General features: G+C 47.7%; 21 protein-coding genes. 14 read left to right on the top strand and 7 right to left on the bottom strand.

Annotated elements, in window-relative coordinates; all coding sequences use genetic code 11:
- Positions 1 to 233: 233 nt before the first annotated feature.
- Positions 234 to 1,928 carry an NAD-dependent malic enzyme gene (locus NMC31_RS22870; protein WP_253899188.1) on the bottom strand — a complete coding sequence of 565 codons (1,695 nt, stop codon included), beginning with the start codon at positions 1,926 to 1,928 and terminating at the stop codon, positions 234 to 236.
- Between the two features lie 213 nt (positions 1,929 to 2,141).
- Between NMC31_RS22870 and NMC31_RS22865 the strand changes: the two genes are divergently transcribed.
- Positions 2,142 to 3,188 carry an NAD(P)-dependent alcohol dehydrogenase gene (locus tag NMC31_RS22865; protein WP_253899187.1) on the top strand — a complete coding sequence of 349 codons (1,047 nt, stop codon included), beginning with the start codon at positions 2,142 to 2,144 and terminating at the stop codon, positions 3,186 to 3,188.
- Between the two features lie 47 nt (positions 3,189 to 3,235).
- Positions 3,236 to 3,667, top strand: a complete 432-nt coding sequence (locus tag NMC31_RS22860) for an OsmC family protein (protein WP_149462528.1) — start codon at positions 3,236 to 3,238, stop codon at positions 3,665 to 3,667.
- A 111-nt stretch (positions 3,668 to 3,778) separates the two neighbouring features.
- On the opposite strand, the gene NMC31_RS22855 is transcribed toward NMC31_RS22860, so the two are convergent.
- Positions 3,779 to 4,912 (bottom strand): alpha/beta hydrolase, encoded by a 1,134-nt coding sequence (locus tag NMC31_RS22855; RefSeq protein WP_253899186.1) that lies wholly within the window; start codon positions 4,910 to 4,912, stop codon positions 3,779 to 3,781.
- A 285-nt stretch (positions 4,913 to 5,197) separates the two neighbouring features.
- On the opposite strand from NMC31_RS22855, the gene NMC31_RS22850 reads away from it, so the two are divergent.
- Positions 5,198 to 5,443: a DUF2545 family protein gene (locus tag NMC31_RS22850; protein WP_253899185.1), complete on the top strand. Its 246-nt coding sequence runs from the start codon at positions 5,198 to 5,200 to the stop codon at positions 5,441 to 5,443.
- 243 nt (positions 5,444 to 5,686) lie between these two features.
- Positions 5,687 to 7,066: a diguanylate cyclase gene (locus NMC31_RS22845; protein ID WP_253899184.1), complete on the top strand. Its 1,380-nt coding sequence runs from the start codon at positions 5,687 to 5,689 to the stop codon at positions 7,064 to 7,066.
- Here the strand turns inward: NMC31_RS22845 and cho are convergent, their stop codons facing one another.
- From cho to ycgZ, 5 genes are all read right to left on the bottom strand, one after another.
- Positions 7,067 to 7,930 (bottom strand): excinuclease Cho, encoded by an 864-nt coding sequence (cho, locus tag NMC31_RS22840; protein WP_253899183.1) that lies wholly within the window; start codon positions 7,928 to 7,930, stop codon positions 7,067 to 7,069.
- Between the two features lie 94 nt (positions 7,931 to 8,024).
- The gene (locus NMC31_RS22835; protein ID WP_149462522.1) at positions 8,025 to 8,582 is read right to left on the bottom strand and encodes a helix-turn-helix domain-containing protein; all 558 of its coding nucleotides are present in this window, start codon (positions 8,580 to 8,582) and stop codon (positions 8,025 to 8,027) included.
- Between the two features lie 53 nt (positions 8,583 to 8,635).
- Positions 8,636 to 8,902, bottom strand: a complete 267-nt coding sequence (locus tag NMC31_RS22830) for a biofilm development regulator YmgB/AriR family protein (RefSeq protein ID WP_253899182.1) — start codon at positions 8,900 to 8,902, stop codon at positions 8,636 to 8,638.
- Between the two features lie 48 nt (positions 8,903 to 8,950).
- A complete protein-coding gene (locus tag NMC31_RS22825) occupies positions 8,951 to 9,241 on the bottom strand; it encodes a hypothetical protein (RefSeq protein WP_253899181.1) in 291 nt (96 codons plus the stop codon).
- A 104-nt stretch (positions 9,242 to 9,345) separates the two neighbouring features.
- Positions 9,346 to 9,597: a regulatory protein YcgZ gene (ycgZ, locus tag NMC31_RS22820; RefSeq protein ID WP_149462519.1), complete on the bottom strand. Its 252-nt coding sequence runs from the start codon at positions 9,595 to 9,597 to the stop codon at positions 9,346 to 9,348.
- Between the two features lie 316 nt (positions 9,598 to 9,913).
- Here ycgZ and NMC31_RS22815 point away from each other — a divergent pair, with 316 nt between their 5' ends.
- From NMC31_RS22815 to NMC31_RS22770, 10 genes are all read left to right on the top strand, one after another.
- Positions 9,914 to 11,134: a diguanylate phosphodiesterase gene (locus NMC31_RS22815; RefSeq protein ID WP_253899180.1), complete on the top strand. Its 1,221-nt coding sequence runs from the start codon at positions 9,914 to 9,916 to the stop codon at positions 11,132 to 11,134.
- Positions 11,135 to 11,370: 236 nt separating this feature from the next.
- Positions 11,371 to 12,102 carry a MerR family transcriptional regulator gene (locus NMC31_RS22810; protein ID WP_108474408.1) on the top strand — a complete coding sequence of 244 codons (732 nt, stop codon included), beginning with the start codon at positions 11,371 to 11,373 and terminating at the stop codon, positions 12,100 to 12,102.
- Between the two features lie 307 nt (positions 12,103 to 12,409).
- Complete coding sequence (locus tag NMC31_RS22805; protein ID WP_253899179.1) at positions 12,410 to 17,830, top strand: ECSE_1600 family autotransporter; 5,421 nt, start codon at positions 12,410 to 12,412, stop codon at positions 17,828 to 17,830.
- A 201-nt stretch (positions 17,831 to 18,031) separates the two neighbouring features.
- Positions 18,032 to 18,190: a YqaE/Pmp3 family membrane protein gene (locus tag NMC31_RS22800; protein WP_149462516.1), complete on the top strand. Its 159-nt coding sequence runs from the start codon at positions 18,032 to 18,034 to the stop codon at positions 18,188 to 18,190.
- A 177-nt stretch (positions 18,191 to 18,367) separates the two neighbouring features.
- On the top strand, positions 18,368 to 18,634 hold the full coding sequence (hipB, locus tag NMC31_RS22795; protein WP_253899178.1) for a type II toxin-antitoxin system antitoxin HipB: 267 nt from the start codon (positions 18,368 to 18,370) through the stop codon (positions 18,632 to 18,634).
- The gene (locus NMC31_RS22790) at positions 18,634 to 19,950 is read left to right on the top strand and encodes a type II toxin-antitoxin system HipA family toxin (RefSeq protein WP_253899177.1); all 1,317 of its coding nucleotides are present in this window, start codon (positions 18,634 to 18,636) and stop codon (positions 19,948 to 19,950) included. Before hipB ends, NMC31_RS22790 begins: the two co-directional genes overlap by 1 nt.
- Before the next feature lie 452 nt (positions 19,951 to 20,402).
- Complete coding sequence (locus tag NMC31_RS22785) at positions 20,403 to 20,837, top strand: hypothetical protein (protein ID WP_253899176.1); 435 nt, start codon at positions 20,403 to 20,405, stop codon at positions 20,835 to 20,837.
- 390 nt (positions 20,838 to 21,227) lie between these two features.
- Complete coding sequence (locus NMC31_RS22780; protein ID WP_253899175.1) at positions 21,228 to 21,770, top strand: fimbrial protein; 543 nt, start codon at positions 21,228 to 21,230, stop codon at positions 21,768 to 21,770.
- Between the two features lie 63 nt (positions 21,771 to 21,833).
- Positions 21,834 to 22,535 (top strand): fimbrial biogenesis chaperone, encoded by a 702-nt coding sequence (locus tag NMC31_RS22775; RefSeq protein WP_253899174.1) that lies wholly within the window; start codon positions 21,834 to 21,836, stop codon positions 22,533 to 22,535.
- Between the two features lie 9 nt (positions 22,536 to 22,544).
- Positions 22,545 to 23,559, top strand: a 1,015-nt coding sequence (locus tag NMC31_RS22770) for a fimbria/pilus outer membrane usher protein (protein WP_253899173.1), incomplete at its 3' end; no start/stop codon positions are given.

Here is a 23,559-nt window from a genome sequence, read left to right as displayed (position 1 = left end):
CCAAGGGTATGTGAAACATTAAAAATTTCACAGTACAGCATAATTAGCCTCCTTTTATTGTCAGTATGAATAGGTGAAGGCAGTGTAGCGGGGATTATAGCGATCTGCCAACTAGCTGGTGGAGAAATAACCATTAGTGACAACATGCATGTTATTCCTTTTAATAACCGTACATGAAGTTCAGTGCCTATTCAGGGTCTGGCAGAAAAGGTGGGCCGAAGCCCACCTGAGGATTAGATTGATGTCCGGCGGTAGCTGCGGTATTCCGGCAGCCAGAAGTTTTCGTTGATGGCTTGCTGTAGTGCGTCGGCAGAAGTTTTCACCGCAACTCCCTGTTGCTGAGCCATTTTCCCGACCGCAAAAGCGATATCTCGTGATACCTGATGAATGTCTTTCAATTCTGGTAGCACCAGACCTTCGCCGGTATTGGCCAGCGGCGAGTGTTTAGCCAGCGTTTCACTGGCGGACATCAACATTTCATCGGTAATACGCGTTGCGCCGGACGCGATTACGCCAAGCCCAATGCCAGGGAAGATATAGGAGTTATTGCACTGGGCAATCGGGTAAACCTTATCTTTCCATACTACCGGGCTGAACGGGCTGCCGGTGGCAACCAGCGCATTACCTTCAGTCCAGGCGATAATATCCTGCGGCGTCGCCTCCACGCGTGAGGTCGGGTTGGAGAGCGGCATGACAATCGGGCGCGGGCAGTGTTTATGCATTTCACGGATAATTTCCTCCGTAAACAGCCCCGTTTGCCCGGAAACACCAATCAGAATGTCCGGTTTTACGTTACGTACAACGTCGAGCAATGACAGCACTTCGTTATTCGTATCCCAGGCTTGCAGGCTGCTGCGCTTTTGCACCAGTTTGGTCTGGAAGGAGAGCAGGTTTGGCATCTGATCGGTCAGTAAGCCAAAACGGTCCACCATGAACACACGCGCTCGCGCCTGTTCTTCGCTGAGGCCTTCACGCTGAAGTTGAGCAATAATTTGTTCGGCAATACCACAACCGGCGGAACCGGCGCCCAGGAAGACGATTTTCTGATCGCTAAGCTGGCTTCCCGCCGCGCGGCTGGCGGCAATTAGCGTACCGACGGTAACGGCGGCGGTGCCCTGAATATCGTCGTTAAAGGAACAAATCTCATCGCGATAGCGATTGAGCAGTGGCATTGCGTTTTTCTGCGCAAAATCTTCGAATTGCAGCAACACGTTTGGCCAACGCTGTTTTACCGCCTGAATGAAATCATCGACAAACTGATAATAGTCATCATCGGTAATACGCGGATTACGCCACCCCATGTACAGCGGATCGTTCAGCAATTGTTGGTTGTTGGTACCGACATCCAGCACCACCGGCAGGGTATATGCCGGACTAATACCGCCACAGGCGGTGTAGAGCGACAACTTACCAATTGGAATGCCCATGCCGCCAATACCCTGGTCACCAAGGCCAAGAATTCGCTCGCCGTCGGTGACAACAATCACTTTGATATTGTGGTTTGGGACGTTTTGTAGAATGTCATCCATGTTGTGACGGTTCTGATAGGAGATAAATACCCCGCGTGAGCGACGATAGATCTCTGAGAAACGCTCACAGGCCGCGCCGACAGTCGGGGTATAGATGACCGGCATCATTTCATCAAGATGGTTTTCCACCAAACGGTAGAAGAGCGTTTCATTGGTGTCCTGAATGTTGCGCAGGTAGATGTGCTTATCGATCTCCGTTTTGAACCCCTGATACTGGATCCAGGCGCGCTCTGCCTGCTCTTCAATCGTTTCGACCACTTCAGGCAGCAGGCCGAGCAGGTTGAAATTGCTGCGTTCTTCCTTGCTGAAGGCACTCCCTTTATTCAGCAACGGAAACTCCAACAGCACCGGGCCGGCGTAGGGGATATACAGAGAACGGTTCGTTTTACCTTGTGACATCGTATTACTCCATCGTCATCACGCCAGGCCATGGGAAGTCTGGCAGAAACTGCAGTGCCGGGGATTATAAAGCAACTGTTAACTATCGTGGGGCAAAATTGCCGGGAAGTTGAGGGCAGGTTGACGCTTCGTGCGGTGAGTGTCGCGTTCTGCTGAGAATCAACTAAGCTGAAACGTGTCTGTGACGTTGATCACTCTCTGTGAGGTAAGACGATGAAAGTACTAGGTTATGCTGCTCAGAATCCCGCCGCGCCGCTCGCCCCCTTTACCTTTGAGCGCCGCGTACCCCGGCCCGACGATGTGGTGATCGACATACTTTACTGTGGCGTGTGTCACTCTGATCTCCATCAGGCGCGGGATGACTGGGGGTTTAGCCGTTATCCAATTGTGCCCGGCCACGAAATTGTTGGCCGGGTCGTGGCGATAGGTGACAACGTCACAAAATTTAAACCGGGTGAGTTGGCGGCAATTGGCTGTATGGTCGATTCCTGTCGCGTTTGCCACCCTTGCCAGCAGGGGCTGGAGCAGTATTGCGAAGAAGGCAATATTCAGACTTACAATGGCATCGACCGCCACGATGGTTCGCTAACCCTGGGCGGCTACTCACAAACGATTGTTGCCAGTGAAGATTTTGTTCTGCACCTGCCGGAAAATATTGACCTGAAGGGCGCAGCACCGCTGTTGTGCGCCGGGATCACCACCTGGTCGCCGCTACGTCGCTGGAATATCAATGAAAACAGCAAGGTTGCAGTCATTGGTCTGGGCGGCCTGGGACATATGGCGCTGAAGCTTGCCAATGCGCTGGGGGCAGAAGTTACGCTCTTTACCCGTTCCTCTGGAAAAGAGTCGGATGCGCGGCGACTGGGAGCACATCATGTGGTGCTCTCCACGGATGACGCACAAATGAAAGAGGTCCAAAACCAGTTCGATCTGATCATCGATACGGTTCCCTATGCCCACGATATTAACGCCTACGTTCCTACATTAACGCTGGATGGCACCCTGGTCTTCGTCGGCTTATTGGGCAATATCGCTGATTTCTATACGGTTCCGCTGATTCTGGGACGCCGCTCAGTTGCTGGTTCCTGTATTGGTGGTATCGCAGAAACGCAGGAGATGCTCGATTTTTGTGCTCAGCATGGTATTACCGCCGATGTTGAAGTGATCACCATCGATACTATCAATGAAGCGTTCGAGCGCATGCTCAAAAGCGATGTGAAATACCGCTTTGTTATCGATATGGCGTCGTTAACACACTGAAAAGATGTACTACACTTATTAGTTCCGTAAGCAAAAAGGAGTGATAAATGACAATCCATAAGAAAGGTCAGGCACACTGGGAAGGCGATCTTAAACGTGGGAAAGGCACCGTCTCGACAGAGAGCGGCGCACTCGAACAGCAACCCTACGGTTTCAATACGCGTTTTGAGGGTGCGAAGGGGACTAACCCGGAAGAACTGATTGCCGCTGCGCATTCGGCCTGCTTCTCTATGGCGCTTTCCTTGATGCTGACTGAGGCCGGTCATGCCCCGACCTCAATTGATACCGTTGCCGATGTGTCGCTGGATAAAGTCGATGGTGGTTTCGCAATCACCAAAGTGGCGCTACAAAGTAAGATTGTTTTGCCAGGCATCGATAGCGCGAAATTCGATGAAATCATTCAGAAAGCAAAAGCAGGCTGTCCGGTTTCCCAGGTGCTAAAAGCAGAAATCACGCTCGATTATCAATTGGATAACTGATACTCCGGGCAGTATTCAGACTGCCCACATTTGCATTTGTGACGGTGTCACATATTTATTTGCTTAACTTATAAGGCATGCAGGTAGGGAACCCTCCCTGCCTGCCTGCATTTATTTCGCGGTGGTCTGCAGAACAAAAGGTATAGAATTACGCAGGGACGGGTTCACCGTACCGCTGTGGTCAAGCCCGTCATAAAGATGAACTTCTGTTTGCGTTCCTGCACGTTTCACTGCATCGGCAAAACGTAACTGCATGGCGGTAGGCACGTTGATATCTTTGCTGCCAATGCCGATAAAGATCGGATGGGAAATTTTAAGCGTAGGGTAAAGCATACTATCGATACTGCTGCTTAACAGCGATTCTACTGCAGGTTTGAGGGTAGTGGCGGCGTTCAGATTCGCTTCCATCGTCTGCTGTGTGAGCGGGTTAATGCAAAGCGTTTGGGCTTTTTCAAGATACGGCAGAGCGGTATCCTGGAAATAGTCGGTCGCATTGAGGCTACCGTCACTGTCGGCAGCAGAAAGGTAGATATAGAAAATATACGGTATTTTAGGATCACCCTTAGCCTGCGTCGCGTCGTTAACCGGTGGCAAAATATCGGCAGCCGTGGTGTTCTTATCAAAATAAGGAGTGCCCGTCAGAACCGTCGCACGGATATTCAGTTCCGGGGCATACTGCGGCTGATAACCTGCCGTCGCAAACGCAGCGTGCGCGCCCTGAGATTGACCTACCAGAATTAACTCATTACGTAGCGGGTATGTTTTCATCGCCGCCCGCACGCCATCCAGAATACTCCAGGCTTCTCCACGCGCATTAAGATAATGATGCAAGCCAGCAGAGCCTAAGCCTGCATAGTCTGGCGCAACTATGGCGTAACCGAGCGAAAGCCAGGTATTCAGATACTGTTTATCCCGATCGGTACGGACGTTGAGTGAAGGCGCACAGTCATTTGCCACACCCACGGTACCGTGCGCCCAAACGACAACAGGCCAACCGCCTTCCGGGGTTTTGCCATAGGGGAGAAAGACAGCGGCGGTATCTTGCCGCGAGGTTTTGCCGTCAACGCCGCTGACTGAAGCGTAGTGAATCAAATATTGTTGTGCGGCTTCATTAAGGCCATTTTCTTTCGCCAGCACACGCGTTGTTTCAAGGTTATCAGCGGCCAACGCCGTGACTGGTGACAGCGCCAGTAAAAATAACGCGGACGTCGTTGTCAGGATGCGTTTTGATTTCAGGTAGTGCATGGTTTTTCATTCCTTATATACGATGCCCCCAGTGTAGTGGAACTGGCCTGAACGGGAACCTAACTGGTAACGTTAATCAGAAAAGCCTGATTTCTTTAATAATAAAAATAAAATTGGCAAGGTTATTAAAAATGTCACTGGAGTGACTATTCTCATTGTAAGCATTGATTAATTGTGTGGTGTCTTTTTGATAACGGATTAAAAATTGATTGTTGTCAATGTGATAATGAGACCAGGCAGGCAACCTCAAGTAACAAGTATCGGTAAAAACGGGCAGGAGGCTATATGCAATATTTATTGTTGTTTATCCTGGTGAGTATCGGTTCTGTTTCTTATTACAACGGCTCAGTCCTGGGCGTGAAATCAGGCGTACTCTCTCTCGTCTGTATGATACTAATGGCTTATGGAATATACGTTTTTACAGACTGGCTGACGCAAGGGCATGATCTGGTCACGGGCATCTATATGATGTTGTCACCGGCTGCGGGCCTGATAATGACGATAATGATGAAATCGGTAAAAGCCGCATAGCCACGACACATCCCGCAGTAATGTGGGGTGTGTCTCTTTTCAGTTTTGTCACCTCTCCAGCGCTTTATCCCCCATTCGATACGGGTTATCACCTTATCCTTCTTTATGGCTTGAACATCTTCATTTAATACGCGGCTATCAAGATAAAAAGAACACATGTCATAAATTGAGCTTAACTTAAGATTATTCAATAAGGGCTGACAGTCGGGTTTCCGCTCCGTTTTACTAAAAGGTCGATAAATCATGGAAACATATCTGCAAAAAATGAAGGATGAGTGGTCACAACTCATCGGTGATACCGACCCGCAGGTGCGTCTCCTCGCCGCCGAGATTGCCGTAGAGCATGCGAAAGTACTGAGTCAGGAATTCTATAGCGTTGTCCTTTCTGACCCTCAGGCAGCGGACTTTCTGACGAATGATCAAGTTGAAAAGCAGCTAAAAAGCGCGTTGCAGCAATGGATTATCGATGTGCTTTCCTGCCCGGTAGACGGGGTCGAGCAGCAGATTCAGGTCCAGCAGCGCGTAGCGGATGTGCATGCCCGCATTGGTATTCCTGTCGATTTGGTCGAGATGGGTTTTAGAGTCCTGAAGAAATTATTGTTTCCGGTTATCAGTGCCAGTCAACAGTCTTCGGACATAAAACTGAATGTCTTTCACTTCGCAATTAACAGCATCGATCTTGCGATGGAAGTGATGTCCCGGGCATTTATCTTCAGCGAGAACAGTGCGGCAAAAGAGGATGAAAACTACCGTATTTTTTCACTGATGGAGAATGCTGAAGAAGAGAAAGAGCGACAAATTGCATCACTGCTTTCCTGGGAAATGGACCTGATTTACAAGATTATGCTGGATACCGATCCCGGTAATAATGTGCCGTTGGGACAGTCTGATTTCGGGCTCTGGTTTAACCATAAAGGACGGCATTATTTTAGCGGTATCGCAGAAGCAGGACATATCTCTCGCCTGATCCTTGAGTTCGATGATACATTCCGGGCGGTGCGCGGATCTGCTCAGGCAATGAATAACCGGACACGACGCGTCAACTTTATACTGCAAACCCGTAATACGCTTTCGCAAATCGTCACGCTGTTACGCGAACTCTTTGACGAGGTGTCACGTCACGAAGTAGGAATGGATGTGTTGACGCGTCTGCTGAATCGGCGCTTCTTGCCTACTATTTTTAAACGTGAAATTGCCCATGCGGGACGCGCTGGAACGCCGATGTCGGTTCTGTTGATCGATGTCGATAAGTTCAAACAAATTAACGATACCTGGGGGCATAACACCGGCGATGAGATTTTACGTAAAGTTGCTGGCGCGTTTTATGAACATGTTCGAACCAGCGATTTTGTGTTCCGCTATGGTGGAGATGAATTTCTGATTATTCTTACCGAAGCCAACGAGGCAGACACGCTGCGGATTGCCGAGCGAGTACGCTCGCGCGTTGAAAAAATTAACGTCACTGCACCCAATGGTGAAAGCATCTCACTTTCGCTGTCCATTGGCGCGGCGATGTTTAACGGGCATCCTGATTATGAACGTTTAATTCAACTGGCTGATGAGGCGTTGTACGGCGCAAAACGACGGGGGCGTAACTGCGTAGAGCTCTGGAAAGCATCATGATTATTCGAGCGTATGAATAACGTATTCGCCGCTCAGCATTGGGCGACAGAGTATTTTATAGCCATCCTGATCAAACCCTGTTGCGATGCGTGTTAGTTTTTCCGCATCCGCGAGGGATTCTACCGCGCCGAGCCATAGCCAGTTATTCACAATATGGTAGTGGGTGAGGGTATCGCTTTTCTCTTCCAGCGCCACGGCGCCTTTCCATGGCCAACATATCAGTTGCAAATGCGCTAACGCATTTCGTAGCCTGTCATTGTGAGCATCGACGCTTTCGCGGCCACAGCAGGCCCCGGCGCAACGCCCCAACATCGAACGAAAACAGGCACGCCCACGACTTAACGGCTCCAGCCCCATAACGCCGTAGCACAGACGCTCCGTATCGGCGACAGACTTCAATGCCTCAAGGGCGGCGCGACGATTGGCAAAAAGGCCGAAAAGGCCCGGCGTGTGGGAAAAATCGACTTCGCGGGCATAAACAACCTGAGGTGTGTTTGCCTGCAGGCGCAAGGAACATAGTTGCTTGTTGCGACGCAATCGTTTATTGAACAGCGGTTGTTGTTCTTTAATCAGACGTGCTTCGAGCAATAGCGCGCCAAGTTCACCCGCCGTGGGCTGCCAGCTAATGCGCCGGGTCTGCTGAAGCAGGGCGGCTTCCTGCTGGGTGCGGAAGTGTGACATAACCCGGCTACGAATATTGACACTTTTACCGATGTAAAGTGGAAGCGTTTCGCTGTCGCCGTGAAAGATGTAAACACCTGGCAATTTTGGCAATGTTTCCAGGCAAAAGCGTAGATGCTCGGGGTAGGTGTAGAGGGGGCCCTGGGGGAGCTCGGGCCGAATTGGAACCCTGCGGTTGACCATAATGACTCCAGATACTGTTTATGCATACAGCTTACCGGGCGGGACGATAATGTCAATCCTCTACCCGGTGCTGAAAAGGTGCATAGCAGTATCCTTACACGCGCTGATCCGTCAGCCAGCTTTTGAACACATCTGTGCGCAAGGTTTGCATAAAATCGATGTTTCCAGAACACCCTAATTTTTTAATCAGATTGGTGCGCATCTGATAAACCGTTTTAATATGGACGTTTAGATTTTCTGCCATTTCGATAATCTTCTTACCGTCAGACATCTGATCGAGCAAGGTGGTTTCTCGTGCAGAGAGCTTAACTTTTTGCTCAATCTGGCAATGGTCTTCATTATTTTTACGCAAGCTCGTCAGGAATTTTACAATCTCTTCAACCGATGCCTTTGATGAAATATGGTTCACAGTAAAGGAATCGAGGAAATTATATCGCTGTCCATCGCTGAGTAAAATAAAACGATGGTTGCGCAGATCGTAATTATGCTTTTTAACGTTTGCATATTGACTTGCAGAGAAGATCACATAGCGAATGTTTTGGCGATCTAATCTGACATCTTTAAGTACTTCACACAAACCATATTCGAGGAAATTGTCATCCAGCCAGAGATCGACCAATTCCAGTTTAACAGGACACGCTTCTCCGTTCATAATGACTCCACATTCTAAAATTGTTTAAATAAAGCACATCATCAGCTAATGATTCAGATATCATCGAGCGTATGATCCACCACAATTTCCAGTGCCTTACGGATGACGTCGGCTGAAACTACGCTGTCAGTGCATTCGAGAGACTCAATCAGCGCAGTGATAATGTTTTTGTTGTTGATGGTTTCCCCAGCAGCCATCAGATGGCGAACCGCGCCCCCGAGGATTTCTGCTTCATCAGCTAACATATCACCGGCCTTGAGAAAGTGTTCGGATAATGCTTTATTCTGAATTGACTGGTAGAAATCATATTGCTGTAACATAACGGTTCTCATCTGTTGATTGTGTGAGTATCTTTCATTGAAAATGTATCAATGAATATTTTTGTTCGTTTCATTTATCGAAAGATCCTTTCTACCGTCTTTGCGGTGTTTAACGCCTTTTTGGCCAGCGCGGTGCGCTTCTTTCGATGCTGTAAATTGGTGTATTTCTTTTATTACCACATGCAATGCCGAGAGACGCTCTGAATCAATTTCCTGGTTTTGCATATCATTCAGTTCATTTAACAAAGTCTGGGAATTAACCGGTTTTTTGTTTTTAATGAGCTGTAGAGTCGCCTCACCAATTAAGGTGTCTTTCAGCTTCTTATTACTACTATTCATAACTGCTATCTCTTATGCTGTTAAACCACAGGGCTTACAGCAGTAAGTTTTCTCAGGTGGTGGAGCATCTTTATCGCCATCGCCACGCTGAGTAAAATTCTCCCTTATGAATTTCGGTTTTCAAAAAGTAAACCAATCAGCGCGTTGTAGTGCTTCTCTTCTTCCGTGCCTGAGGCTTGCTCAAGGCGGCCCAATAATTTTGTACACAGCGACTTGCGGTTAAGGTTTTTGCCAGCGCTGAGAATCTCGACCACAATTTGCCCAAGTGTTTCCTGTTGAGTAGGCAGGGCCGCCTTGTTGAAGTAGCTGGAAATGGCACTGGCTGAATCCATTGTGTACTGGCGGTTCTGCTGCATGTGTCTCTCCTGTTAAAGACGTTATCGTGTATCGCTTTGTGTTAACAAACTCATAAAAATTGTACATAAATACTGTACAAGTGATTGTTTATTTTTTAGCAATTTGTGCTAATTATTATAGATCAATAAGTTACAAGTTATACAGCTGTATCAATGTGGCAGTTAGTTGTACAAAAACGGAGGGGTGTCGGTGGCGTGTCAAGAGGGAGAAAATGTGTTGGATTTTATTGGTAGCAATGTTAAATCAATGTATTAATTGAAAGCTATTTGACCATTTATCTGCTAATGTTGAGAAAATTTTGTAGTCGGAACCGCTATGCTTACCACGATCATTTATCGCAGCCATTTATGTCACGACGTTCCCGTCAAGGCCCTTGAGGGAATGGTAGCGGCCGCTAACCTTAGGAATGCTGAGGCAAACGTCACCGGAATACTGCTTTTTAACGGGACCCATTTTTTTCAATTGCTTGAAGGCCCTGAGGAGCAGGTTAAAGCTATCTATCACCAAATTTTACAAGATCAGCGCCACTACAATCTTGTAGAACTTTTATGTGATCACGGCCCAACTCGCCGATTTGGCAAGGTTGGTATGGAGCTTTTCGATCTACGTGAATATGCCAGGGAGGAGGTGCTGCAAACCGTGCTGGATAAAGGTACGTCTCCCTATCAGCTCACCTATAACGATCGTGCCTTGCAGTTTTTTCGCACCTTTGTCGAGTCGACAGAGAAGGGTAACTATTATGAGATTCCGCCAGCCGAGAGCTGGGAATTTCTGCCTACCAAAATCAGCGACGAACTCGGCCCTTTCATAGCCTCTTCTGCTACTGAATATACCTTAGCCCTGCAACCTATCATTGACCCACTGGCGCAAGAGATTATCGCTCTTGAGGCGCTCATTTACACCCAAGAGGGTGAGATTTCGAATGCCTATTTTGATAGTTTAACCGGCGATGAAATTTATGAAGTGGATCTTAACAGTAAGAAAGTGGCGTTTGAGATGGTAAAGGCGCGCGATCTGCGTGGTCAAATCCTCTGCGTTAACCTGTTGCCAATGACGTTGGTAAAAATCCCTAACGCGGTGGATTTTTTACTTCATGAGATAAAAATTAACGGTCTGGTACCCGAGCAAATTGTCGTTGAATTTACTGAGCACCAGGTTGTTTCAAGCATTGAGGAGTTCACCGCAGCAGTACGCGCACTGAAGTCTGCAGGAATTAGCGTGGCCATTGACAACTTTGGAGCCGGATTTGCAGGGCTGCAACTGCTGGCACAGTTTCAGCCCGACCGAATCAAGATTAATGCAGAACTGATTCGCGACGTGCACAAAAGTGGTCCACGTCAGGCGATTGTACAGGCCATTATTCGCTGTTGCCGCTCGCTGGAAATTGTCGTGTCTGCTTTGGGAATTGAAAAAGCGGAGGAGTGGATGTGGCTTGAATCTGCAGGCATTTCCCATTTTCAGGGCGATTTATTCGCCCAGCCTTATCTTGAAGGCGCGCCATCCATTGCGTGGCCGGAAAAGAAAGGGTTATTGTAAAGTTGTACAACTCTTCCGCTTGTACCTATTCCTCTTGCGACAGCATGTCGTAAGAGGATGATTTATCCTAAATCCCCATCCACGTTCTTTGATATTCCTCATCTTTTACAGCTTGTTTAATAAAAGTTAACGACTTTAATACTCATTGTGCCCCAAAAGGCTGTACAATAAACACTAAGTTATACAGACAGTGCAGAACATTACCCAGGGATGTAATGGTTGAGTTGCGAGGCATTATGGCTTTTTACAGTATCGGCGACGTGGCCGAAAGATGCGGAATAAACCCGGTAACGCTGCGTGCGTGGCAGCGGCGCTATGGATTACTTAAACCACAGCGCAGTGAAGGGGGGCATCGCCAGTTCGACGAAGAAGATATTCAGCGAGTTGAGGAAATCAAGCGCTGGATTAAAAGCGGCGTTCCGGTTGGGAAGGTGAAAGCACTTCTCGAAGAGAGCCGGACCATGACGCATGACGACTGGACCTATCTGCAAGAAGAGATGATGTCCGTATTGCGCTATGCCAGCCCATCGAAACTTCGCGCAAAAATTGTCGCTGCGGGACGCGAGCATCCGGTTGATGCATTAATTGATCATGTTTACGGACCCGTACGTCAGCGGCTCAGCCTCGATCATAATACAGCGCGTATTATGTGCAGTATGTTTGACGGGGTTCTCATCGAATATGTTGCGGCAACCTTGACTGAACGCCGACGTAAGTCCGGAAAAGAAGCGTTGCTTATTGGATGGGAGATTGACGATCGCGTTCGGCTTTGGCTTGAGGCCTGGCGTCTGTCTCAGTCTGGGTGGCATGTTTCTGTACTGGCAGAACCGCTCGAATCTCCGCGTCCCGAACTCTTTCCTGGCCAAACGTTATTTGTCTGGACGGGCCTTACCCCCACCAGACGTCAGCAAGAACTGTTACAACACTGGAATGAGCAAGGTTACGCCATAACATTCCACCAGCCTTGATGGACCGCACCGCGGTCTTTTTTTTTAGCTTTTTGTGCTGTCTTCATGTATTTTTTTATCTGCATTAATCTAACCTCTTATTGTAATATTCTTATCTCACCGTTGATTTAATTGTCACGCTCTAAATGCTTATATAAGATTTACGCCATTTCAAATTCTTGTCCTTTTATAATACTTTTTTTGGGTGAGTTGACAGTTTTTTGCTCCCAGATGACACTCAAAACAGACAATGTATAAGCCTAAAAGCTCTTTACTTTTTACTATTCATCTCTTTCGTGGCAGTGTTGTTTATATATGGAGCGTTTATATGAACAGAGTTTATCGCGTGATATGGAATAGTACTCTGCGTGTATTTCAGGTCTGCTCGGAATTAACCCGCCGGGTAGGGAAAACATCGACGGTTAATTTGCGTCACTCCCCAGGTCTGGCAACAAAGTTCAACACGCTGGCGCTGAGCGTATTGCTGGCGCTAGCCGGTACAGCGTCAGCTGCGCCGCTGATGGTTGATAATGGCCAGAGTGTGACTGTCGATACTGCTGGTGCTTATGATTACTACGAGATCGGGTGGAATGGCGCTGGGGATCTTAATATTTTGACTGGTGGTGATCTTTCCTTAACCACTATTACAACCAGCGTCGTTGGCGGTAATGTGGGGTCTGAAGGTACCGTAAATGTTTTGGGTGGCACCTGGCGACTGTATGATGCTGGAAATAAAGCCTGGCCCTTAAATATCGGTCAATCAGGAAAAGGTACGCTTAATATCAGCAAGGCGGGTCACGTTGATGGGGGTTATTTAACGATAGGCTCTCAGGCAACAGGTGTAGGGACGGTTAATGTTGAGGGAGAAAGCTCGGAATTGACGACCGAAATGTTCCAAATCGGGGGGTATGGAACGGGGTCATTAAATATTACCGATAAAGGTTACGTCAATAGTTTGCAAGTTGCCATTGTCGGTTATCAGGCGGGCAGTCATGGTCAGGTTGTTGTCGAAAAAGGGGGCGAGTGGGAGATACAAAAAAATAATATATCAGTTGACTTCCAGATTGGCAATCAAGGGACGGGTGAAACCACTATTCGCGAAGGTGGCATAGTTACGGCAGGAGATACTTATATCGGTGGTAATCCTACCGGTATCGGAACCCTGAATGTGCAGGATCCCGACTCTGTAATCACGTTCGCCAGACTATATAACGGTGTTCGTGGTAAAGGTACGATCAATATTTCCAATAGCGGACTGATAAATAACGGATATTTTGCGCTACTGGGCGTTGAGAACGCTTCCAGCGGTGTCGTCAATGTGACAAATAAGGGACATTGGAATTTCCTCGGAACGGGGGAATCTTTCCGCTATATCTATGTGGGTGACGCTGGTGAAGGTGAACTTAATGTCTCGAGTGAAGGTAAAGTCGATTCAGGCATTATCACTGCCGGGATGCAACAGACAGGGAGAGGCAGTATTACCGTCAAGGATAAAAACTCGGTTATTACTAACCTCGGCACCAATCTCGGTTATGACGGCTACGGCGAAATGGATATCAGTAATGATGGGCTTGTGGTCAGCAATGGCGGAAGCTCACTCGGTTATGGTGAGACCGGCGTCGGGAATGTCAGCATCACAACGGGAGGGATGTGGGAGGTCAACAAGAATGTCTACACCACCATTGGCGTTGCGGGCGTCGGAAACTTCAACATTAGCGATGGCGGTAAGTTCGTATCGCAAAATATTACTTTTTTGGGCGATAAGGCAAGCGGTATCGGCACACTGAACCTGATGGATGCAACGTCATCGTTCGATACTATGGGTATCAATGTCGGTAATTTTGGTAGCGGCATCGTAAATGTCAGTAATGGTGCCACGCTTAATTCAATGGGCTATGGATTTATCGGAGGAAATACCTCTGGTAAGGGTGTAGTCAATATTTCAACGGATAGTCTCTGGAACTTGCAGACGTCGTCAAATAATGCCCAATTGCTGCATGTCGGTTTATTTGGCTCGGGTGAGCTGAATATTAACACCGGCGGTATCGTTAAGGCGCGTGATACACAAATAGCCGTCAATGAGGGAAGTAAGGGAAACGTGCGGGTGGATGGGCAGGGATCTCTTCTTGAAACACTCAATATGAATGTAGGGACGACTGGCACGGGGACGTTAACCCTGACGAATAACGGCACGTTAAATGTCGAGGGTGGTGAAGTTTATTTAGGTGTTTTTGAACCTGCCGTTGGAACGCTAAACATTGGTGCTGCCCGCGGTGAGGCTGCGGCAGATGCCGGGTTTATCACCAATGCGACGAAGGTGGAGTTCGGTCTTGGCGAAGGCGTTTTTGTCTTTAATCACACCAATAACAGCGATGCCGGTTACCAGGTCGACATGCTGATTACAGGTGACGATAAAGACGGAAAAGTGATGCATGATGCAGGCCATACTGTGTTCAATGCAGGGAATACGTATAGCGGTAAAACGCTGGTCAATGGCGGTCTCCTGACCATTGCGTCTCATACGACGGATGGGGTAACGGGTATGGGGTCGAGTGAAGTCACCATTGCAAGCGCCGGCACACTCGACATTCTAGCATCGACGAACACTTCCGGAGATTACACGCTGACCAACGCGCTCAAAGGCGATGGCTTGATGCGAGTACAACTGTCGTCTTCCGACAAAATGTTTGGTTTTACCCATGCGACGGGGACTGAATTCGCCGGAGTTGCACAACTGAAAGACAGTAATTTCACTCTGGAAGGTGACAACACGGCGGCGCTTACCCACGCGATGTTACAGTCTGACAGTGAAAATACCACATCGGTAAAAGCGGGAGAGCAATCTGTTGGTGGGCTGGCAATGAACGGCGGTACGCTCATTTTCGATACGGATATTCCTGCTGCGACGCTTGCGGAGGGCTATATCAGTGTCGATACGCTGGTTGTCGGCGCGGGTGACTATACCTGGAAGGCCCGTAACTATCAGGTAAACGGGACGGGCGACGTGCTTATCGACGTGCCTGAACCATGGAATGATCCAATGGCGAATAACCCGCTGACTACGCTCAATTTACTGGAACAGGATGATAGCCATGTCGGCGTTCAACTGGTCAGGGCGCAAGCGGTAATTGGATCAGGTGGCTCATTAACGTTACGTGATTTGCAGGGCGATGAGGTGGCGGCGGACAAAACGTTACACATTGCGCAAAACGGTACGGTGGTTGCCGATGGCGAATATGGTTTCCGCCTCACAACCGCACCTGGTGATGGTTTGTACGTGAACTATGGCCTGAAAGCGCTGAATATCTATGGTGGGCAGACGCTAACGTTAGCCGAACACGGCGGCGCCTATGGTTCGACGGCTGATATGTCGGCAAAAATCGGTGGTGAAGGGGATTTGGCGATCAATACGGTTCGACAAGTTTCGCTTTCCAACGGTCAGAACGACTATCAGGGTGCCACATTCGTTCAGATGGGGACACTACGTACCGATGCAGATGGTGCGCTGGGCAAAACCCGGGAACTGAACATCAGTAATGCGGCCATCGTTGATCTTAACGGATCGTCGCAGACAGTGGGAACATTCACCGGGCAGATGGGCTCAACCGTGTTGTTCAAAGACGGGTCACTGACGGTGAATAACGGCGGGATGAGTCAGGGTGAACTGACAGGTGGCGGAAACCTGAATGTTACTGGAGGAACGTTGGCTATCGAGGGGCTAAACGCACGCTACAATGCGTTAACCAGCATTAGCCCAAATGCGGAAGTCAGCCTCGATAATGCGCAGGGTTTAGGCAGTGGAAATATTGCCAATGACGGGCTGTTGACGCTGAAAAGTGTCATTGGCGAACTGCGTAACAGCTTTAGCGGCAAGGGCGTCGTGAGCGCGACCGCCGGAACGGATGTTGAACTGGATGGCGATAATAGCCGCTTTACGGGGCAATTCAACATCGATGCTGACAGCGCGCTCAGCGTCAACGAACAGAAGAACCTGGGCGATGCTTCTGTTATCAATAATGGGCTGCTCACTATCGCCACCGAACGTGGCTGGGCAATGACGCACAGCATCACCGGCAGCGGTGATGTGACAAAACTGGGCACCGGGATTTTAACCCTCAACAACGATTCTGCAGCGTATCAGGGGACGACGGATATCGTGGGCGGTGAAATTGCTTTCGGTTCTGGCTCTATCATTGATATGGCAAGTCAGCACATTAATATCCATAACAGCGGTGTTATGTCGGGAAATGTCAGCACCGCAAGGGATGTAAACGTGATGCCTGGAGGGACACTGCGTGTCGCCAAAACCACTATCGGCGGCAACCTGGAGAATGGCGGCACGGTTCAAATGAACAGTGAAGGAGGAAAACCGGGCAATGTACTGACCGTTAACGGCAACTATACCGGCAACAATGGCCTGATGACGTTCAACACGACGCTGGGCGGCGATAATTCGCCCACGGACAAAATGAGTGTGAAAGGTGATACTCAGGGCAATACTCGCGTTAGAGTTGATAACATTGGCGGCGTTGGTGCACAAACGGTTAATGGTATTGAGCTCGTTGAAGTAGGCGGCAATTCCGCGGGTAACTTCGCGCTGACCACCGGAACTGTCGAAGCTGGAGCTTATGTTTATACGCTGGCTAAAGGGAAGGGTAATGACGCGAAAAACTGGTATCTCACCAGTAAATGGGACGGCGTAACGCCGCCGGATACTCCTGACCCCATTGATAATCCACCTGTTGTGGATCCGGAAGGCCCATCAGTGGTTCGTCCGGAAGCCGGGAGCTATATCAGCAACATAGCCGCAGCCAATACGCTGTTTAGCCATCGATTACACGATCGCCTTGGGGAGCCGCAATACACAGAGTCCCTGCGAGTTCAGGATTCGGCAACCAGTATGTGGATGCGACATGTCGGGGGGCATGAACGTTCCAGTGCCGGAGACGGTCAGTTAAAAACGCAGGCCAACCGCTATGTATTGCAGTTAGGCGGCGATTTGGCGCAGTGGAGTAGCAACGCGCAGGATCGCTGGCATCTCGGGATCATGGCAGGCTATGCCAATCAGCACAGTAATACGCAGAGTAACCGTGTGGGTTATAAATCAGATGGGCGCATCAGCGGTTACAGCGCAGGACTGTACGCGACCTGGTATCAGAACGCTGCGGATAAGACCGGGGCTTATGTCGACAGTTGGGCACTGTATAACTGGTTTGATAACAGCGTCAGTTCCGATAACCGTTCAGATGATGACTATCACTCTCGCGGCGTGACTGCGTCTATTGAGGGCGGATATACCTTTGAAGCGGGAACATTTAGCGGCAGCGAAGGGACGCTTAACACCTGGTACATTCAACCTCAGGCACAAATCACCTGGATGGGTGTGAAAGATTCTGACCATACCCGGAAAGACGGAACGCGCATTGAAACGGAAGGCGACGGAAACGTGCAAACGCGGCTTGGGGTGAAAACCTACCTGAACAGCCATCACCAGCGTGATAATGGGAAACAGCGCGAGTTCCAGCCTTACATCGAAGCGAACTGGATCTATAACAGCAAAGTCTACGCCGTGAAGATGGATGGCCAGACGGTAAGCCGCGATGGTGCGCGTAATCTGGGGGAAGTGCGTACCGGGGTCGAAGCGAAGATGAATAATAACCTCAGTCTGTGGGGGAATGTCGGTGTGCAATTAAGTGATAAAGGCTATAGCGATACTCAGGGAATGTTGGGTGTGAAATATAGCTGGTAAAATGTATCAAGCCGCATGCCGTTATTGGCATGCGGCTTTAATATATTGTTAAGCATTTCCTTGTATTGTGTTTTATACGCCGAATATAGAAAACTCTGAATTGCTTCCTCATCGCAGCGTAACTGGATGATTTAGAGTGCATTCCCGGCAGAATTAGCTATGCTTGTTCTTGTGCTATGAAGATGATAATAGGGAGTTAATATGGGATTCTGGAGAGTCGTTATTACGATCATTTTGCCGCCGTTGGGTGTATTAATTGGTAAAGGCTTCGGTTGGGCATTTATATTAAATATTATCCTCACACTTCTTGGGTATATTCCGGGGTTAATTCACGCATTTTGGGTTCAAACTAAAGATTAACCTCAAACGGCGCATCAGCGCCGTTTTTCAATTCATCCCTTCTATCCGCGATAGCGGATATCACTGCAATTATCCCGTATAGCGGATAAAACGAGTTTACAGATTGACTTTATCCTCGCAAAGGGATAAAAGAGCAGATATCCCTTTGCGAGGATAAATTTTCTGTGGACGAATGACATGATGAGCTTCCCGATGATCTATAGCCCAACGCAATTAGCGAATGCGATGAAACTGGTTCGTCAGCAAAATGGCTGGACGCAGAGTGAACTGGCGAAAAAAATCGGCATAAAACAGGCAACCATTTCCAATTTCGAAAACAACCCTGACAACACGACGCTCACAACCTTTTTTAAGATCTTACAGTCACTTGAGCTCTCGATGACGCTATGCGAAACAAAAGACGCTGCGCCTGAATATACTGACCAACACGATCTGGAGTGGTAATGCCTAAACTCGTAACGTGGATGAACAATCAGCGGGTCGGTGAATTGACGAAATTGGCCAACGGTGCGCATACGTTTAAGTATGCACCGGAATGGTTAGCCAATCGTTATGCCAGACCATTGTCACTTTCGTTGCCGTTGCAGGTGGGGAATATCACTTCGGATGCGGTATTCAATTTTTTCGATAACTTGCTACCTGATAGTCCGATCGTGCGCGACAGGATTGTTAAACGTTATCGCGCAAAATCAAAGCAACCCTTTGATTTATTGTCAGAAGTCGGTCGAGATAGCGTAGGCGCAGTGACGTTATTACCGGAAGATGAAGCGGTGACAAATCCGGTGATGACATGGGAGAAATTAAGCGAGGCAAAGCTTGAAGAGGTATTGTCGGCTTATAAAGCAGATATTCCGTTAGGCATGATTAACGAAGAAAATGATTTTCGCATCTCCGTTGCCGGCGCGCAGGAAAAAACCGCGCTGCTGCGAATGGACGCTGACTGGTGCATTCCGAAGGGAGTAACGCCGACGACGCACATTATTAAATTGCCGATTGGCGAAATAAGACAGCCTAATGCGACGCTCGATCTTAGCCAAAGTGTTGATAATGAATATTTTTGTTTACTCCTGGCGAAACAAGTCGGGTTGAATATTCCCCGCGCAGAAATCATCAAAGCGGGAAGGGTGCGCGCGTTGGCAGTCGAGCGCTTTGACAGACGCTGGAATGCTGCACGTTCAGTTTTACTCCGTTTGCCGCAGGAGGATATGTGCCAGACATTCGGTTTACCGTCATCAGTCAAGTATGAATCTGATGGAGGCCCAGGTATCGCAGAAATTATGGCTTTTTTGATGGGGTCCAGCGAGGCGCTAAAAGATCGCTATGATTTTATGAAGTTTCAGGTGTTCCAGTGGTTGATTGGCGCAACGGACGGACATGCAAAAAACTTCTCCATTTTTATTCAGGCTGGCGGCAGTTATCGGCTAACGCCATTTTACGACATCATGTCGGCATTTCCGGTTCTTGGCGGTACAGGAATACATATCAGCGATTTGAAACTGGCAATGGGGCTTAACGCATCCAAAGGCAGAAAAACGGCAATCGATAAAATTCATCCGCGACATTTTTTGGCGACAGCAAAAGCGCTGAAATTCCCGGAAGTACAGATGCGTGAAATCCTGAGTGAGTTTGCAGAGCAGATACCCGCAGCACTGGATAGCGTAACGGCTGCATTACCGACTGATTTTCCGGAGAACGTCGCAATGGCAATCAGGATGAATGTTCTCAGGCTGCATGGTCGGTTAAACCGAGTAACAGAGTAATAAATGGAATATGGGGGTTTGGTGGGGAATCAACGACCAGACCAATCATGACCGGGATACAGCGGGATCTGACTATCATAATTAAAAACAGTGTTAGTAATGGCGTAAATACACAATACACTTTCTGACAAAAAATTAGAAAACTTTAATCTCCGATAAGTATTGTTTTATGGTTAACCCCCCTGGCTGACATGACTGATTTAACAGTTAAATTGGTTGAAAATATCGATTATTCAAAATAATCTAGATTTTTGCTCTAATTTAACAGTAAGTTGCCCGAGGTATCTTACTAGGTTTCTTAAATGTTTGATACTAGCCTCCATAAGATTGTAACATGATGCTATCAGAACAATCTTGGTTTCTTCATTCTCTATCCAGGGATAATGAAGAGTGTTAACTATTCATAATGAATATTATGGAGTGCAGGAATTACACGAGAACAGGAACCAGAGATGAAGGAGAATTTATTAGGTTATATGCTTGGCTCTGAGTTTTTAATCTTGATAGATAGATCTATTTTGATTCCACTTGAAGCGAATAAATCAAGCCCTGTGCAATTCAGACCAACAATGTTTCGGTTGCTTATATATTTAATTGAAAATGCATCAATTGAGCCCGTCCATGATGACGATATTATGCGTAATGTTTGGGAAATACACGGCCTTAGAGCGTCCAAACCTCGCTTGTGGCAAGTTATGAACAATATGGGAAAGAAAATGGGCCTGAAAGAGGGTATTTCAGAGTTATTTCTCCGTATTGAAAATACAGGATACTTAGTTAATAAGGACAATATTAAATATATCTATGTAAGAGAATTTCCGAATGAACTAATGGGAGACTATATACCGAAAGGGACATTAATTGAACGCTCTAACTATAGCCAGTGATTATTACTTGATTATTGGTCTGTAAATTGCTTTTTCTTTGATGTTGCAACCTGAGCTATAAGCGCCTTTCACTCGGTGCAATGGTGCTTTGCCATATTTTCTGTAGTCTGAGGTATCTTTATTTGCTTATATAGTGGCGTGAGTGAACAGGATGCATACCAAAAATGAAGAATAGTGACTAAGATTTATTTATTCACAAAAAACGCAATCACGATCATTGAAGATTAGGGATGATAGGTGCGTTATCTTTCGAAGAAAATATTTATTTCTTTTTACATCGGGCTAAACACAAGTTGTTAATGCATTTTAATCAAAAAAATGTATTAACAGGTGGTGTTTACGCACGCACCTGATTAAACAAGGTATTTAACAAACGGAAGAGTATATTCGATGAAAATTAAATCTTTAGCATTTGCTGTTGTAGCGACTATTGGTCTTGTAAACGCTGCATCAGCTTCCAATGGTATTATCAACTTTACCGCTACCATTTCCACAGCTGCATGTTCGGTGAATAACGTGGCTGGTAATGCATCAACTTCCGGCACCGTTGACTTTGGTATGGTCAGTGCCAACACACTGGCCAGCACGGGTGATTCAACTGTCAGTATCCCTTTCAGTATTGAACTTACTGACTGCGCAGTTTCAACGGCACCGCAGATCACTTTCAACGGAACGCCGGTGACAACCAGTGGATTCACTGAGTTATTCACCACTGATGTGTCGGGTGTAGGAATTCGTATTGAAGATGCTGGCAGCACCGGTACCTATTATAGCAATGGTGTCTCTGTGAGTAATGCTGGATTTGAAACTCTGGTTTCTGAAACGATCCCATCCGCCACTGGTAATTTCAACGCTTACCTCGTGAGTTATGACTCAACCACAAAAGAAGGTGCGGTTGATACCAGTGTGACCTTTATTATCGATTACAGCTAAATAGCACGTCATGGGCGGCAAAGAGCTGCCCTTGTTATCCCTAACAACGAAAAGCACGCGCAAATGATGAGCAAACTTAGTTCTTTTTCATTCGGCATTTTGTCGTTATTTTTTTCAACTTTTTTTTCAACTTTGGCCTTTGCTGACGGATTAACGCTTGGTGGTACAAGGCTAATTTATGATGCCAATAAAAGGGAAGCTAGTATCTCCCTTGACAACAGAGGGAAAAGCGCTCCGCAGTTGGTCCAATCATGGGTGTCAGACAAACATCATAACAGAAATAACATTCCTTTTGTGGTGACACCGCCAGTGTCAAAATTGGCAAAGAACAGCACGACCTTAATACGCGTGGTGTATATCGAACAAAGTCTACCTGTCGACAGAGAAACTCAGTTTCTGCTGAATGTTCGAGCCGTTCCTGCCACAGAAAAACAGGATAACCCCCAGCGGATGACAATTGCCACCCAAAATATCATCAAGCTGATTTATCGCCCGGTCGGACTGAATTCGTCTGGTGCTTCCCGGGCCGGAGAGAACCTGAAAGTAACCCGGGTCGGGAGCGGTGTGCGTTTCGATAATCCAACGCCTTATGTTGTTTCTCTGACTAACGTGGTTATTAACGGTAAAAAAATAGAGCGTCCTGGCACTATTCAGCCTCTGGATAATCTGACAATTCCCTTTCAGGACGGTCCCCCATCATCGGTGTCCTGGCGTACCATCAATGATTTTGGTGGTATGACTAAAGAAATCCAGGTCCGCTTGTAGGAGAAAATTATGAAATTTTGGGCTGTACTTCCTGTATTGAGATTACTACCAGTATCTATTTCCAGCGCACTTTTTTATGCGACTGGGGCAGGGGCCGAACTGTATTTTAATGTTAATGCCCTGGACCTGAGTGAAGAACAGAAAAGTCAGATAGATTTAAATATTCTCTCACGCACCGATATTCAAATGCCTGGTCAGTATGACGTCACTGTGCGAGTGAACCGGCAGGATGCCGGAAAACACAGCTTAAATTTTGTGGAGCGTGATAATACTCTCTGCCCAGAATTAACCTTAACGTTCCTTCGTGAACAGGGCGTTAAAGTGGCAGCCATTACGGGGCTTAAAACTCTGGAAGACAGTGACGTCATTAAACAGATTAGTGATGTACTGCCAGGCGCGGAAGCACAGTTTGATTTTGATAAGGCAGTGCTGAATCTCAGTATTCCGCAGGCCGCGATAGACAACGAGGTACGAGGCTATATTCCACCTGAGCAGTGGGATGATGGCCTGCCGATGTTGTTTGCCTCCTACAGTGCGTCTGGTGCTGAAACCCGGAACCGCCGTACAGGCAGAGAGGAAAGTACTCAGTACGTTAACCTGCGCAGCGGGGCCAATTATGGTCCCTGGCGCCTGCGTAACAACAGTTATTATCAGCGTAATGGCAACATAAATCAGTGGAAGTCACTGCAGAGTTGGCTTGAAAGAGATATTCGTTCGCTTCGCTCTCGACTGGTAATGGGTGAAACCAGCAGTCCGGGACTTATCTATGACTCCTTCAGCTTTCGTGGTGTGAGTCTGGCTTCCCAGGACAGCATGCTGCCGAATAGCATGCAAGGTTATGCACCTCAGATTACCGGCGTGGCGATAACCAATGCTACCGTGGAAGTTAGGCAAAACGGCAACCTGCTGTATCAGACCTATGTCTCTCCGGGCGAGTTTGTCATAAATGATCTGTATGCGACGTCCACATCAGGGGATTTTGAAATTACTATTCGTGAAGAGGACGGGACGGTAAGAACATACA

The organism is Pseudocitrobacter vendiensis, from assembly GCF_943590815.1.
Lineage (GTDB): Bacteria > Pseudomonadota > Gammaproteobacteria > Enterobacterales > Enterobacteriaceae > Pseudocitrobacter > Pseudocitrobacter vendiensis.
This window is presented reverse-complemented; position numbering and strand designations above follow the sequence as displayed.